The organism is Paraburkholderia sp. EG304 (genome assembly GCF_046543485.1).
Lineage (GTDB): Bacteria > Pseudomonadota > Gammaproteobacteria > Burkholderiales > Burkholderiaceae > Paraburkholderia > Paraburkholderia youngii.
Genome location: NZ_JBKGUA010000011.1, coordinates 12,986 through 26,407, shown reverse-complemented (window position 1 = coordinate 26,407; position 13,422 = coordinate 12,986). Strand labels below are relative to the sequence as shown.

At 64.6% G+C, this 13,422-nt stretch carries 11 protein-coding genes and 1 pseudogene; 5 read left to right on the top strand and 7 right to left on the bottom strand.

Going from position 1 to position 13,422, the window contains the following annotated elements; translation table 11 throughout:
- Nucleotides 1-29 precede the first annotated feature (29 nt).
- A pseudogene (ureG, locus tag ACLFKU_RS15385) lies at nucleotides 30-506 on the top strand (urease accessory protein UreG); the annotation flags it as partial.
- Nucleotides 507-564: 58 nt separating this feature from the next.
- Here the strand turns inward: ureG and waaA are convergent.
- The 4 genes from waaA to ACLFKU_RS15365 form a co-directional block, all read right to left on the bottom strand.
- Nucleotides 565-1,878 carry a lipid IV(A) 3-deoxy-D-manno-octulosonic acid transferase gene (gene waaA, locus ACLFKU_RS15380; protein WP_410849648.1) on the bottom strand — a complete coding sequence of 438 codons (1,314 nt, stop codon included), beginning with the start codon at nucleotides 1,876-1,878 and terminating at the stop codon, nucleotides 565-567.
- A gap of 97 nt (nucleotides 1,879-1,975) precedes the next feature.
- Nucleotides 1,976-2,860 carry a Kdo hydroxylase family protein gene (locus ACLFKU_RS15375; protein ID WP_410849647.1) on the bottom strand — a complete coding sequence of 295 codons (885 nt, stop codon included), beginning with the start codon at nucleotides 2,858-2,860 and terminating at the stop codon, nucleotides 1,976-1,978.
- 80 nt (nucleotides 2,861-2,940) lie between these two features.
- Nucleotides 2,941-3,882 carry a lipopolysaccharide heptosyltransferase I gene (gene waaC / locus ACLFKU_RS15370; protein ID WP_410849741.1) on the bottom strand — a complete coding sequence of 314 codons (942 nt, stop codon included), beginning with the start codon at nucleotides 3,880-3,882 and terminating at the stop codon, nucleotides 2,941-2,943.
- A 235-nt stretch (nucleotides 3,883-4,117) separates the two neighbouring features.
- Nucleotides 4,118-5,512: a phosphomannomutase/phosphoglucomutase gene (locus ACLFKU_RS15365; protein WP_410849646.1), complete on the bottom strand. Its 1,395-nt coding sequence runs from the start codon at nucleotides 5,510-5,512 to the stop codon at nucleotides 4,118-4,120.
- Nucleotides 5,513-5,840: 328 nt separating this feature from the next.
- On the opposite strand from ACLFKU_RS15365, the gene ACLFKU_RS15360 reads away from it, so the two are divergent.
- From ACLFKU_RS15360 to galE, 4 genes are all read left to right on the top strand, one after another.
- Nucleotides 5,841-7,103, top strand: a complete 1,263-nt coding sequence (locus tag ACLFKU_RS15360) for an oligosaccharide flippase family protein (protein WP_410849645.1) — start codon at nucleotides 5,841-5,843, stop codon at nucleotides 7,101-7,103.
- Nucleotides 7,100-7,930: a glycosyltransferase gene (locus tag ACLFKU_RS15355; protein WP_410849644.1), complete on the top strand. Its 831-nt coding sequence runs from the start codon at nucleotides 7,100-7,102 to the stop codon at nucleotides 7,928-7,930. The genes ACLFKU_RS15360 and ACLFKU_RS15355 overlap by 4 nt, the downstream gene beginning before the upstream one ends.
- A 119-nt stretch (nucleotides 7,931-8,049) precedes the next feature.
- Complete coding sequence (locus ACLFKU_RS15350; RefSeq protein ID WP_410849643.1) at nucleotides 8,050-9,198, top strand: glycosyltransferase family 4 protein; 1,149 nt, start codon at nucleotides 8,050-8,052, stop codon at nucleotides 9,196-9,198.
- 13 nt (nucleotides 9,199-9,211) lie between these two features.
- On the top strand, nucleotides 9,212-10,234 hold the full coding sequence (gene galE, locus ACLFKU_RS15345) for a UDP-glucose 4-epimerase GalE (protein WP_368585897.1): 1,023 nt from the start codon (nucleotides 9,212-9,214) through the stop codon (nucleotides 10,232-10,234).
- Between the two features lie 76 nt (nucleotides 10,235-10,310).
- On the opposite strand, the gene ACLFKU_RS15340 is transcribed toward galE, so the two are convergent.
- The 3 genes from ACLFKU_RS15340 to ACLFKU_RS15330 all read right to left on the bottom strand — a co-directional run bounded on the left by ACLFKU_RS15340 (nucleotide 10,311) and on the right by ACLFKU_RS15330 (nucleotide 13,291).
- Entirely contained in the window at nucleotides 10,311-11,195 is an 885-nt protein-coding gene (locus ACLFKU_RS15340) for a hypothetical protein (RefSeq protein ID WP_410849642.1), read from the bottom strand.
- Between the two features lie 36 nt (nucleotides 11,196-11,231).
- Nucleotides 11,232-11,519, bottom strand: a complete 288-nt coding sequence (locus tag ACLFKU_RS15335) for a hypothetical protein (protein ID WP_410849641.1) — start codon at nucleotides 11,517-11,519, stop codon at nucleotides 11,232-11,234.
- A gap of 206 nt (nucleotides 11,520-11,725) precedes the next feature.
- A complete protein-coding gene (locus ACLFKU_RS15330) occupies nucleotides 11,726-13,291 on the bottom strand; it encodes a methyl-accepting chemotaxis protein (protein WP_410849640.1) in 1,566 nt (521 codons plus the stop codon).
- Between the last annotated feature and the right edge of the window lie 131 nt (nucleotides 13,292-13,422).

Below are 13,422 nucleotides of genomic sequence, written 5' to 3'. Positions count from 1 at the left end.
AGTTCTGATTTCATACAAACACTAATATGAAAGACGATCAGCGTCTGCTGACGGTCGCGGGCGCGCTGCCGGCCGAACGCATCATGGGCGTCGAGACGGGCGGCTGCCCGCACACGGCGATCCGCGAGGATGCGTCGATCAACCTCGAAGCCGTCGACCGCATGCTCACGCGTTTTCCGGACGCGGACATCGTGTTCATCGAATCGGGTGGCGACAATCTCGCGGCAACCTTCAGCCCGGAGTTGTCGGACCTGACGATCTACGTGATCGACGTGGCGGGTGGCGAGAAGATCCCGCGCAAGGGCGGACCCGGCATCACGAAGTCGGATCTGCTCGTGATCAACAAAACGGATCTCGCGCCGCTGGTGGGCGCGAACCTCGACGTGATGGCGTCGGACGCGAAGAAGATGCGCGGCGAGCGGCCCTTCGTGATGTGCAATCTGAAGGCGCTCGAGGGGCTCGACGAAGTGGTGAAGTTTATTGAAAAGAAGGGGTTGTTGAAGGTGTCAGGGGAGGAATTGGGAATGCGCGTGGTGTCGTCTTTACACGCCACGCTGCTAATCCCTACTCCGGCAACAACGCCGCCAACACATCCACCGTCCTCGCCGTCGCCCCGCGATGCCTCGCCGCGAACGCGGCAGCCGCACCGCCCATTGCGAGCCGCCGCGACTTGTCGCCGAATAGCTCACGCAGCGCGCGCGCCAGATCGGCGGGATCCTGCACCTGCACGGCGGCACCGGCCGCGACCGCATCGGCGGTGGCCTGCGTGAAGTTGAAAACGTGCGGTCCGATCAGCACCGGTACGCCGACCGCGCACGCTTCGATCAGGTTCTGTCCGCCGAGCGGCAATAGACTGCCGCCGATAAACGCAAGATCCGACGCTGCGTAGTAAGCGCCCAACTCGCCCATCGAATCGCCGAGCAGCACGTTCACGTCGCGAGGCAGCGGCGGCACGCCATCGTCGACAGTACGCGCCGCCGACGCGACCTTCGCATCGGGTGCCCAGTTCGATCGGCGTTCGAGCCGCAACCCCGCTTTCTCGACGAGCGCCGCGACTTCATTGAAGCGTTGCGGGTGACGCGGCACCAGAATCAGCAGCGCATCGTCGACGCCGAGCGCGGCGAGCGCCTCGAGCACCATCGCTTCTTCGCCCTCGCGCGTGCTCGCCGCGACCCACACGGGCCGCGTGCCGATCGCCGCGCGCCACGCGTGGCCGCGCGCCGCGAGTTCGGGCGGCGTGTTCATGTCGAACTTCAGATTGCCGAGCACCGCGACGTTGCGCGCGCCGAGCGAGGTCAGCCGCTCGGCATCGGACGGGCTCTGCGCGAGCACGCGCGCGAAGCCGCCGAACACGTCCTTGGTCGCGCCGCCGAACTTTGCCGCGCGCTTGAACGAACGCGCCGACATCCGCGCATTGGTCAGCACGAGCGGCACGTCGGCGCGCCGGCATTCGTCGATCAAGGTCGGCCATACCTCGGTTTCCATCACGAGACCGAGCGACGGCCGCCACGCGCGCAAAAAGCGCCGTACCGCATGCGGCATGTCATAAGGTAGATAACTGCGCAACACGCGGTCGCCGAAAATCTCGGTGCCGGTCGCGCGGCCGCTCGGCGTCATGTGCGTGAGCAGAATCCGAGCGTCGGGGCGCGCCTTCATCAGCGCATCGATCAGCGGCTGCGCGGCGCGCGTCTCGCCGACCGACACCGCATGCACCCAGATCAACGGCGCGTTGTCTTCAGGCAAGCGTCCACGCGAATAACCGAAGCGCTCGCCGATATGCTCGCGATATCCGCGCTCCTTGCGCGAACGGATCAACAGACGCAGCACGGCAAGCGGCGCGATCAGCCACCAGAGCGCGCGATAGATCGCTCTTAGCATCGGCGCTCCGCGTGGTTCGTCTTCGTCGCAAAGTCCACGACGCTGATACGCGCGATGCGGACCGGCACCTGCCCGGCCCTCGAAGCGACCGCCGCGCTCAAACCAGCGCCCTGCCCTTCAGGCGCTCGAGAATGCCGAGCGGCGCGCATTCCGGCTGCGCCATCGCCTTCACCGGCAGGAAGAAAGTCTGCTCCAGCATGAACTGGCCGGACATCACCGCGTGCGAGGTCTGGTCGGAGAAGCACACCCACACGCTGCCCGGCGGAAACGGCATGGTCTGCTGCGGGCTCGTCTTCTGATAGTCGAGGTCGGCCTTCATGCCGTCGTGCAGATTGAGCATCAGGTGGTCGTACTCGCTGCGCGGTGACTTCGTCACGTGCAGCAGGTTCAGCAGCCACGCGGAGCCAGGCATCTGCGGCTTGATGCGCGGCAGGAAGCGCTGCGCCATGTCCTCGAACGGCTCGCCGACGCGCCACACCCGCGGCACGCCGTGCGGATTCACATTGGTGAACACGCGCAGGATGCGCTCGCCGTAATTCGGCCGCGACGGAAACGCGTCGACGTGCAGACGGCTATCGTCTTTGCGCCACGAGGTTTCGCGTGTCTCGACCTGATGCAGCCGCAGGCTCGTCGGCGCGACGCGCAGCTTGCCGTTGTACTCGGGAAAGAGCCCGTCGACGAGCGTGCGCGCATTCGCCTGATAACGCGCGATCAACGCGCGCACCGCCGATTGCGTGACCGCATCGCCGGCCACGCCATGCAACGCGCCGCCGTTCGGTTCGAGGCTGATGTTCTTGCGGCTCGGATCGGCGATCGCGGGATCGAGCAACGCCTGCTCGCCGCCGTCGATCGCGAAGCGCAGGTTCGGGAAGTACAGCACCTTGCCGCGCTCGACGCCGGCGAGCAGCGTTTCGCGCGGCACGGACAGGTTGCAGCCGTGCCAGTCGGCGTTCGCTACTTCGATGATCTGGGTTTCGTTCATGGTCGCCCTTTGGAACGGAGGGTGCGCAAGGCGAAGCGCACCGACAGGTTGCAGCAGGTGCTGATGACTGCCGGCGCGGGTTACAGCAAACCAAATGCGGCCAGCGCCGACTTGACCTGCTGCAGCGTGGGCGGCTGCCCGGCCGCGCCGAGATTGACGACGTTCGGCGACCAGTAGCCGCCGGTGCGCCACGCGGTCGAGAAATTGTACAACTCGACCGTAGGCCGCTTCAGCGCCGCCGCGATGTGGACCAGACCTGTGTCGACCCCGACCGTCGCGGCCGCGCCATCGATCAGCCCCACCACCGCCGGCAGCGACAGCTTCGGCGGCACGATCGCGGCCGCGCCGAACTCCTTCGCGAGCCGCTCGCTGGTCGCGCGCTCGGCGTCGCTGCCCCACGGCAGCACGATCGACGCGCCGCGCCGCACCAGCGTTTGCCCGAGTTCGATCCACGCGGCGTCGGGCCACTGCTTGTCGGCGCGCGAAGTCGCGTGCACGAACACCACGTACGGCACCGGCAGATTCAGATTGGCTTGCGACAGCGCGAGCGCGGCGCGGCCCGTATCGAGACCGAAGTCGATGTCGTCGGTGGGTTGCGGCGGCGGATCGTTCAGCGCCGCGGCCACCAGTTGCCGCGTGCGTTCGACCACGTGCGTGCGTGGCGCGATCGGCACGCGCCGTCCGTAGAAGAAGCGCACCGGCCATTCGTAGCCGGCGCCGTCGGTGCGGTTGCCGAGCCCGACGAGCGGTCCGCGCGCCATGCTCGCGACCCACGCGGTCTTGATCAGCCCCTGACAGTCGATCACCAGATCGTAGTGCTCGGCGGCGAGCGCGCGCCGAAACGCACCGATCTCGCGCCAATTGTCGACGGACAGGATGCGCTTGCGCCAGCGCCGCAGCGACACCGGAATCGCGCGCCGCACGCCGCTCACGAGCTCCACGAGCCCGAGGAAGCTTTCCTCGACGAGCCAGTCGATCTGCGCGTCGGGATGGCGGCGCCGGATATCGGCGATCACGGGCATGTTGTGAACGACGTCGCCCAGCGACGACACCCTCACGATCAGAATCTTTTGCGCGCTCAAGAGTGGGAAAACCGGCTATCCGGCTCGAAGATGCGTTGAAAGGACCGCAATTCTAGCGCGTCGGATATCAAAGACATGAAAAACGCGGCGCGGTAAGGCAACCCGCGCCGCGTTGGGTAGCGGCGACGCTTCGACCCATGTTGACGAAGTTCGAAGCGCGCCGCCGCATCAGCCGTCAGAACGGCAGTTTCGCATCGGCCTTCTCCGCGAGAATCACGCGGCGGAAGTCGTCCTGGATGCGCTTGAGCGCCGTGTCGTTGTCGGCTTCGAAACGCATCACGACGACCGGCGTCGTGTTCGACGAACGCGCGAGGCCGAAGCCGTCCGGATACTCGACGCGCAGACCGTCGATCTTCACGACGTTGTCCGCGCCGGTGAACTTCGCGTTCTGCTGCAAGCGCGCGATCAGCTCGAAGTTCTCGCCTTCCTCGAGCTTCAGTTGCAGCTCGGGCGTGGAGTGCGAGTTCGGCAGCGAGTTCAGCAGCTTGCTCGGGTCGGCGACGCGCGTGAGGATCTCGAGCAGACGCGCGCCGGTGTACAGGCCGTCGTCGAAACCGTACCAGCGGTCCTTGAAGAACACGTGGCCGCTCATTTCACCCGCCAGCGGCGCGCCGGTTTCCCGCAGCTTCGCCTTCACGAGCGAGTGGCCGGTCTTCCACATCAGCGGCTCGCCGCCCTTGTCCTTGACCCACTTCGCGAGATTGCGCGTGCACTTCACGTCGTAGATGATCTGCGCGCCCTTGTTGCGCGACAGCACTTCTTCGGCGAACAGCATCAGCTGACGGTCCGGGTAGATGATCTGGCCATCTTTGGTGACGACGCCGAGGCGGTCGCCGTCGCCGTCGAACGCGAAGCCGATTTCCGCATCCGTTTCCTTCAGCGCGCGAATCACGTCTTCGAGGTTCTCCGGGTGCGCCGGGTCCGGGTGGTGATTCGGGAAGTTGCCGTCGACTTCGGTGAACAGTTCGACCAGTTCGCAGCCGAGCTTTTTGAACAGCTTCGGCGCGAGCCCGCCGGCCACGCCGTTGCCGGTATCGACGACGATCTTGATCGGACGCGCGAGCTTCACGTCGCTCGCAATGCGTTCGAGATACGCGTCGGCGATGTCGTATTCGGTGTAGCTGCCGTTACCGTCGGCGAAGTTCTCGTCGACGATGCGCTGATGCAGCGCGAGAATCTGCTCGCCGTAAATGGCGGCGCCGCGCAGGACCATCTTGAAGCCGTTGTAGTCCGGCGGATTATGGCTACCCGTCACGACGATGCACGAGTCGACGCGGCGCTCGCCGCCCGCGAGCTTCAACGGTACGCTCGCCGCGAAGTAGCCGACCGGCGTGGGCACCATACCCACGTTCACGACGTCGACGCCGGCCGCACGCAGGCCGTCGGACAGCGCGCCGATCAGTTCGGGGCCCGACAGGCGCCCGTCGCGCGCGACCACGACCGCGTCGCCGCCCTGCGCGCGCACTTCGCTGCCGAAGGCGCGGCCGATTGAACGCGCGGCGTCGGCGTCGAGCGTCTTGCCAATGACGCCACGAATGTCATACGCCTTGAAAATCGATTTGGAGATCATGTTGGCTCACTTGCGTGCAATGGAAAATTTTGACCTGCGCACAGACGATAACCGGTAAAAACGCGGAAAAAATCGCATTAAAAACCACCGTAATACGCGCGTTAAAAAACCGCGTTATCACGCCTCGTTGCGCCCTTGCCGGAAGCGGTCCGGTTCCAACTTATAATTGCGTTCTTCTGACCAGCCTGAATAACGCCATTCTAATGCTTAGACGCCCTCCTTTTGTAAAGTTGCCGCGGCTGCCGGCCGGGCGGGCGAACGCGCACAGCGCCGCATGCATGGCCGCAAGAGGTGGCTTGAGCGGCGCGCGGCGGCGAGCGGCCAACGGATGCTGATGCTCAAACGCTTCGCCAATCCCGACGTCACGCGCGCGTTTACAAACATCGTCTGGCTGGGTCTCGAGCGGCTCACGCAGATCGGCGTGGCGATCGTGATCAGCGGCATGCTCGCGCGTTACTTCGGGCCCGATACCTTCGGCAAATGGCAGTACGCGAACACGCTGCTGCTGGTGCTGTCGCCGATCACATGGGTGTGCGGCGCGGAAATCCTCGTGCCGACCATCGTCAACCGGCCGCCCGCACAACTCGGCACCGTACTCGGCAGCGCGTTCGCGTTGCGTTTCTCCGTCTCGACCGTTGCGCTGCTGCTCACGTGGCTCGGCATTGCGCTGCATTTCTTCGAACCGCTCGTCGGTGCGATGCTCGCCGGCCTCGCGCTCACGATGCTGTTTCGCGAGCCGTTCGTCGGCGTGATCAACGCGTGGCTGCAAAGCATGACCTACAGCAAGCCGCAGTTGCTGACCAGCATGAGCACCGCTGTGATCAAGGCCGGTCTCGTCTATCTGCTGGTGCGCGCGACGGCCGCGCCCGCGCGTTTCGGCTGGCTGTGGGCGCTCGAATCGGCGGCGATCGGCGCGGTGCTGTTGCTCTATTTCATGCGCCGGCATGGCGGCAAGCTGGGCTGGCATGTCGAACGTTCGCTCTTCAAGCACTTCGCGAGCGCGGGCACGGTATTCTGGCTCGGGCTCATCTGTATGTATCTGTTCCTGAAACTGGACCGGCTGATGCTGGAGCGCGCGATTACTTTCGCCGACCTCGGGCGCTACTCGGCCGCCCAGCAGTTGAATGAAAACTGGATCACGCTCGCACTGATGCTCGCGCAAACCATTGCGCCCGCATTCGTCTATCGAGTCCAAGCCATCGCGCAACTGCGCCGCAACATGTGGCGGCTCACCGCACTGACCGCCGTGCTGATGGTGGGCGGCGCATTCGTGCTCGATCTGCTCGCGGGCTTCATCATCCGCCGTGTGTTCGGGCCGGACTTCGAAGGCGCGATCGAGATCTTCCGCTGGGCCGTGTGGCTGTCTGTGCCCGCCGGTATCGAGGCGATCGGGAATCTGGTCGTGCTCAAGTATCAGGCCAAGTTCGTGTTGCTGGCGAAGTGGCTGCTCGCGCTCGCCGTCGCGTTCGCCGTCAATCTGTTGGCGATCCCGCGACTCGGTGCGTATGGCGCGCTGGTCGGCCTCGCGGCCGGCTATCTGGCGGCCGCCTCGGTTAATCTTTATTACATCCGTTTCAAATTGCGCCCATGACGAATTCATCCGCCACCGCGCAAACCACGCTCGACGACGTCGCGGTGCTGATGCCCGCCTACAACGGCCAGGCGGACGTCGATTCTACGCTCGCGTCGTTTGAAGAAAGTGCGCTGGTGCACGTTTTGATCGTCGATGACGGCAGCACGCCGCCGATCGTCGCGCCCGCGCTGCCGAACCTGAAGGTCGAAGTGCTGCGCATGGCGCGCAACAGCGGCATCGAGCGCGCGCTGCAAACCGGGATCGATGCGCTCGCGCAGCGCGGCTTTCGCTTTGCCGCGCGCATCGACGCGGGGGATCGCGCGGTGCCGCAGCGGCTCGCGAAGCAGCGCGCGTTCATGGGAGCGCATCCGAACGTGGCGGGTCTCGGCATGTGGACCCAGGTCGTCACGCGCGCGGGCAAGCCGCTTTTCATGCTGACGCCGCCGGCCGAGCCGAACGTGATCCGGCGCCAGCGCTTTTTCCGTTCGTGCCTCGCGCATCCGTCGATGATGCTGCGTATCGATGCCGTCCGCACAGTCGGCAACTACCGCGCCGCGTATCCTTCGGCCGAGGACCTCGATCTGTTCTTACGTCTGATGGAACGCTACGACTGCGCGAATCTGCCGGAACTCGGCCTTTTCTATGAGCTGAACGAAGGCGGCATCAGCGCGACGAGGCGGCGCCGGCAGATCGGTTCGACGCTGCGTTTGCAGTTGCGCTACTTCAACGTGGCCAATCCATATGACTGGCTGGGCCTCGCGAAGAACCTGTCGCATTTGCTGCTGCCTTATCGCACGTTGCAGCGGGTCAAGCGCGCGCTGCTCACGCCGCGCGCGAGCCGTTGAGGCGCGCCGCGTGTGAGCGCTGTCGCTGTCGCTTCGTTCGCTGAACTTCGCGCCGCTGCGTGCGGCGCCGTATTCGTATCACTGGTCCACACTTCATTCAACGCCGTGCCTTTTTCCGCATGAAGCCCTCTTTCAAGTCGACGCCCGCGCTGCGCATTACACTCGTCTGCAACACGGCCTGGGCAATCTATACGTATCGGCAAGGGCTGATCCGCACACTGATCGGGCGCGGGGTCGATGTGACGGTGCTTGCGCCGCGCGACCGCACGTTCGAGTTGCTCGCCGCGATGGGCTGCCGTTGCATCGAGTTGCCGATGGCGTCGAAGGGCACGAGTCCGGGCGAAGATCTGCGCACGCTCTTTGCGCTCTATCGGCAGTACAGGAGGATCCGTCCGCACGTCGTGTTTCACTACACGATCAAGCCGAACATCTACGGCTCGATCGCGGCGAAGCTGGCTGGCGTGCAGTCGGTGGCGGTCACCACCGGGCTCGGCTATGTGTTCATCCAGCATAGCCGCGCCGCGCAGATCGCCAAAAGGCTGTATCGTTTCGCGTTCCGCTTTCCGCGTGAAGTATGGTTCCTGAATCGCGACGATCAGGCCGCGTTCATCGACGGCAAGCTGCTCGTGCATCCGGAGCGCGCGCGGCTGTTGCACGGCGAGGGCGTCGATCTCGAGCAGTTCGCGTTCACGCCGCTGCGCGCTCGCGCGGAGTTTCGCTTCGTGCTGATCGGACGGCTGCTGTGGGACAAAGGCGTCGGCGAATACGTCGAGGCCGCGCGGCAATTGCGCGAGCGCTATCCCCATGCGCGCTTCCAGTTGCTCGGGCCGGTCGGCGTCGACAATCCGAGCGCGATCACGGGCGACGAAGTCGCCGCGTGGGAACAGGAAGGCGTGATCGAATATCTGGGCGAAGCGCACGACGTGCGGCCGTTCATCGCCGATGCCGATTGCGTGGTGCTGCCGTCATATCGCGAAGGCGTGCCGCGCACGCTGATGGAGGCGTCGGCGATGGGGCGGCCGATCGTCGCGACCGACGTGCCCGGCTGCCGCGAAGTGGTGGCCGACGGTGTCAACGGTTTGTTGTGTGAAGCGCGCAATGCGCAGAGCCTCGCCGCGAGTCTCGCGCGCATGCTCGATATGAGCGGCGCGCAGCGGCGCGCGATGGCGGAAAGCGGCCGGCAGAAAGTCGCGACCGAATTCGACGAACGCATGGTCGTCGATACGTATAAAGACCTGGTGCAGAAAATCACGGGTGTTTTACTTTAATGGGAGCAACAGCATGACCACGAAGGGCACGATTCTGGTAACCGGCGGCGCGGGTTTCATCGGCTCGCACACCTGCGTCGAACTGCTGAACGGCGGCTACGACGTTGTGGTGATCGACAACCTCGTGAATAGCAAGCGCGAATCGTTGCGGCGCGTCGAGCAGATCACCGGCCGTGCGGTGAGCTTCTATGACAACGACGCACGCGACGCAGCCGCGCTGCAGCGCATTTTCGACGCGCATCCGATCACCGGCGCGATCCATTTCGCGGCACTGAAAGCGGTCGGCGAATCGGTCGCGAAGCCGATCGAGTATTACGCGAACAACGTGGGCAGCCTGCTGACGCTGCTCGGCGTGATGCGCGATCGCAACGTCAAGCAGTTCGTGTTCAGTTCGTCTGCAACGGTGTATGGCGTGCCTGAAAGCTCGCCGATCGACGAATCGTTCCCGCTGTCGGCGACCAATCCGTATGGTCAATCGAAGCTGATCGCCGAGCAGATCCTGCGCGATCTGGAAGTGTCGGACCCGTCGTGGCGCATTGCGACGCTGCGCTACTTCAATCCGGTCGGCGCGCATGAGAGCGGCCTGATCGGCGAAGATCCGGCCGGCATTCCGAACAACCTGATGCCGTACGTCGCACAGGTCGCGGTCGGTAAGCTCGAAAAGCTGCGCGTGTTCGGCGGCGACTACGAGACGCCCGACGGCACCGGCGTGCGCGATTACATTCATGTGGTCGATCTCGCGCGCGGGCATCTCGCCGCGCTCGATGCGCTCGTCAAGCGCGATGCGAGCTTCGTCGTCAATCTCGGCACGGGCCAGGGCTATAGCGTGCTCGACGTGGTGCGCTCGTTCGAGAAGGCGTCGGGCCGGCCGGTGCCGTACGAGATCGTCGCGCGCCGCCCGGGCGACGTCGCGCAGTGTTTCGCGGACCCGAGCGCGGCCGAGAAGATCATCGGCTGGCGCGCGCAGTTCGGTATCGAGCGCATGTGCGCGGACCACTGGCGCTGGCAGTCGACGAATCCGCAGGGGTTTGCGTAAAGCGCTTCCGCGTCATCGCGTCGGGGTAAAAAACGGCGGCGGCATTCGCATCGCGCGGATGCCGCCGTTTGCTCGTCTACTGCGCGGATTCGCGCGGATAAAAATACAAACCGGCCAAGTTCAACGCACCGGTCATTCCTTCCTTCGGCACCGCCGACACCAGAAAACGCCCGTGGGCGATTCGCATTTCGACAGGCGTGCAGCGCGTCGCCCGGGTGAACACGAGCTGCCAGTTTTGCGCGATGCAAAACGGTACGCTGCCCTGACGCTTCGTATACGCTTCGATGCCCACGAGAATCGGCCACAGCCGTTCCCAATCCGCGGAACCATCGAGGTCGAAGACTGCGACGCCGCCCCCCGCATCGAGATTGCGGATAGTCGAGTAAGCAGCGGGAATTCGCGGATCGTCGTACTGGGAAACGTTTTCAGGCGGCTGATGAATCCGGATCGCCGTCAAAGCCGCGACGATCACACAAACGATCACGGCAACGGGCACGGTCGCCGCCGTCACATTGTCGAGGAAACGCTTGACCAGCAACGTCAGCGCCAGAGCAGGAACGACGTAGTAGAAGATCCCAACATAGATCAGCGAAAGATCGTCGACGCCGAAAACGGCATAAAAGACGAAGGCGACTGTCGCACTCGCTAGCGCCAGCGACAATGCACGCTCAGGCGCAACGCGGCTTTCATGGTCGCGCGCAGGGTCGTTCGTCACCAGCACAGCACAAGCCGCCGCGCCCAGAAGAATGCCGAAGAGTCCGTTACTCCAGAAAACGCCGGCGAAGCGCGCGGCGTCCACTAAACGATTGGCTCGGTGGACATGGCTAAAAGCGGCATATTCAGCGAGCGGTCCGGGAAAGTGAAGGATCGTCTGGATCGCGAGAGGAATGAGGAAAAGCACCACGATCGCCAGTGCAACGGCAATCGTTCGAACATTGCCGGCGAGGAAATGCCGGCTCAACACCCAGCTTTTACCGGAACCCGATCGAACGGAAATTCAGGCATTGGCTATCAGCGCGCACGCCAGCATCACGGCCGTCATACCCAGAAAAGATGCATGACCGTTCAGCAGAAATCCAAGGCTCACCGCAAGCAGGAGAAGTCCGTCTGCGCGTCCCATGATCAATGCGGCTACGGACACCGTGAACGCCGCAAAAGCAAAGTAGTAGAGATGCGGGAACCAGGGACCCGCGAAGGCCTGGTAGTTGATGTAAGCGGTGACGCCAACGAATATGGCCGTGGTGACGACGGCTGCCGCGGTGGCTTCCGTCCTCGCCTGCTGCATCCTGATCAGAATCGTCCCGATTGCCGCGATCCAGAGAGCGGAAAGCAGCGCAACCGCAAGGATCTGACCGGAAAACGGCGACGCAACCGCGTGCGTCAGATCGAAAAATACGATCTCGCCCGCGGCCAGCGCGTAAAGAAGCGCGGGACCAGGATGATTGAACCCCCGCTATGTCATCGACAGCCACGCATTTCTTCGGCTGGACGCTAGGCTGCCGCCCCCGACTCTTCGAGCCGGAACACCGCAATGGCGTCCTTCAGAACGACGGCCTGCTCCTCCAGCGACTTCGCCGCGGCCGCCGCCTGCTCGACGAGCGCCGCGTTGTGCTGGGTGACCTCATCGATCTGCGACACCGCCTTGTTGACCTGCTCGATGCCGTCGCTCTGTTCGAGCGCCGACGCCTCGATCTCGCTCATCACGCCGGTCACGCGCTCGACGGCCTTCATCGCTTCCTGAATCGTCTTCTGCGCATCCGACACCAGCGACGCGCCCTCCTCGACCTTCGCCGCCGACTCGCCGATCAACTCCTTGATCTCCTTGGCCGCCGCGCCCGAGCGCTGCGCGAGGCTGCGCACTTCCGAGGCCACCACCGCGAAGCCGCGGCCCTGCTCGCCCGCGCGAGCCGCTTCGACGGCCGCGTTCAGCGCGAGGATGTTGGTCTGGAACGCGATCCCCTCGATCATGCCGATGATCTCGGTGACCTTGCGCGACGAATCGCTGATGCCGTCCATCGTCTCCGTCACGCGCGACACCACCTTGCCGCCGCGCGTGACCGTATCGAGCGCGCCGTGCGCGAGGCGGTTCGCCTGCTTCGCGTTGTCGGCATTCTGCTTCACGGTCGCCGACAGCTGCTCCATGCTCGCCGCGGTCTCCTGCAGCGCGGCCGCCTGCTGCTCGGTACGCGCCGACAGATCGGCATTGCCCGACGCGATCTCGTTCGCGCCCTGCGTGATCGCGCTCGTGCTGCCGCGCACCTTGCCGACCGTTTCCACAAGGCCGTCGCGCATCCGGGTCAGCGCGCCGAGCAACTGACCCATCTCGTTGCGCGATTTGACCTTGATCGCGACGCTCAGGTCACCGGCCGCGATGCGCTCGAAGTGCTTGACCGTCGCGTTGACCGGCTTGATCAGCGCCGACGACAGCGCGACGCGCGCGCCCACGGCAATCACGAGCGCGATCACCGCGATCGCGCCGAACAGCACTGTCGCGAGCTGGAAGCGTCGCGCGCCGGTCGCGGCCTGCTGATGCTGATTGTCCATCTGCGCCTGTTCTAGCGCGTCGATCGCTTTCGAGTAAGACGCGTACAGGCTGTTCGCGGTATCCCCCTGGATGGTGCGGAAGGTGTTGAAGTCGAAGTCGGTCAATGCCTTGAATTCCGGTTCGACCGCCTTGTCGACGAGCGCCGCGCGCGCCTCGCCGACGCTGTGCGCGAGCTTGCGCTCGGCGTCGCTCGCGAACGGGCCGGCCATGTAGTTGTGGAAGTCGTTGTTCGATTCGACCAGCACCTTGTGCGCTGCCGGCAGCAGATCGTCGGTCTGCTTGCCGATACTGAACAACGTCTGATAGGTGCCCAGCGCGAGTTGCACCTGCAGGAGCTTCTCGGAACTCGCCTTCAGATGCGACAGCGCGGCCTCGCTGCGCTGCGTGTCGTCGAGGCTGTCGTTGGCGAGCTTCAGCGCGCCGTATCCGACAGCGATTACTGTCAGCAGGAAGGCGACGAATACGCTGATCACGAGCGTCAGTCCGCCGCGAATTGTGATGTTGTTTAGCATTGGGTCTCCGGAACGCCTTTGTTGCGCGCGACTGACACTTCGTCGCATCCAGGTTTACGGTTGCGGCGCGCGTGCGGCGCATAGGGGGAATCCATGAGAAGCCAGCGCTGACGGGCCTCTGCGGGCCGCTT

What these genes read in the sequence shown, in the direction of transcription:
- ACLFKU_RS15355 (WP_410849644.1), top strand. Translation starts at nt 7,100, where the DNA reads ATGACGAATTCATCCGCCACCGCGCAAACCACGCTCGACGACGTCGCG.
- galE (WP_368585897.1), top strand. Translation starts at nt 9,212, where the DNA reads ATGACCACGAAGGGCACGATTCTGGTAACCGGCGGCGCGGGTTTCATC.
- ACLFKU_RS15375 (WP_410849647.1), bottom strand. Translation starts at nt 2,860, where the DNA reads ATGAACGAAACCCAGATCATCGAAGTAGCGAACGCCGACTGGCACGGC.
- ACLFKU_RS15350 (WP_410849643.1), top strand. Translation starts at nt 8,050, where the DNA reads ATGAAGCCCTCTTTCAAGTCGACGCCCGCGCTGCGCATTACACTCGTC.
- ACLFKU_RS15330 (WP_410849640.1), bottom strand. Translation starts at nt 13,291, where the DNA reads ATGCTAAACAACATCACAATTCGCGGCGGACTGACGCTCGTGATCAGC.
- waaA (WP_410849648.1), bottom strand. Translation starts at nt 1,878, where the DNA reads ATGCTAAGAGCGATCTATCGCGCGCTCTGGTGGCTGATCGCGCCGCTT.
- ACLFKU_RS15335 (WP_410849641.1), bottom strand. Translation starts at nt 11,519, where the DNA reads ATGCAGCAGGCGAGGACGGAAGCCACCGCGGCAGCCGTCGTCACCACG.
- ACLFKU_RS15365 (WP_410849646.1), bottom strand. Translation starts at nt 5,512, where the DNA reads ATGATCTCCAAATCGATTTTCAAGGCGTATGACATTCGTGGCGTCATT.
- ACLFKU_RS15360 (WP_410849645.1), top strand. Translation starts at nt 5,841, where the DNA reads ATGCTGATGCTCAAACGCTTCGCCAATCCCGACGTCACGCGCGCGTTT.
- waaC (WP_410849741.1), bottom strand. Translation starts at nt 3,882, where the DNA reads ATGCCCGTGATCGCCGATATCCGGCGCCGCCATCCCGACGCGCAGATC.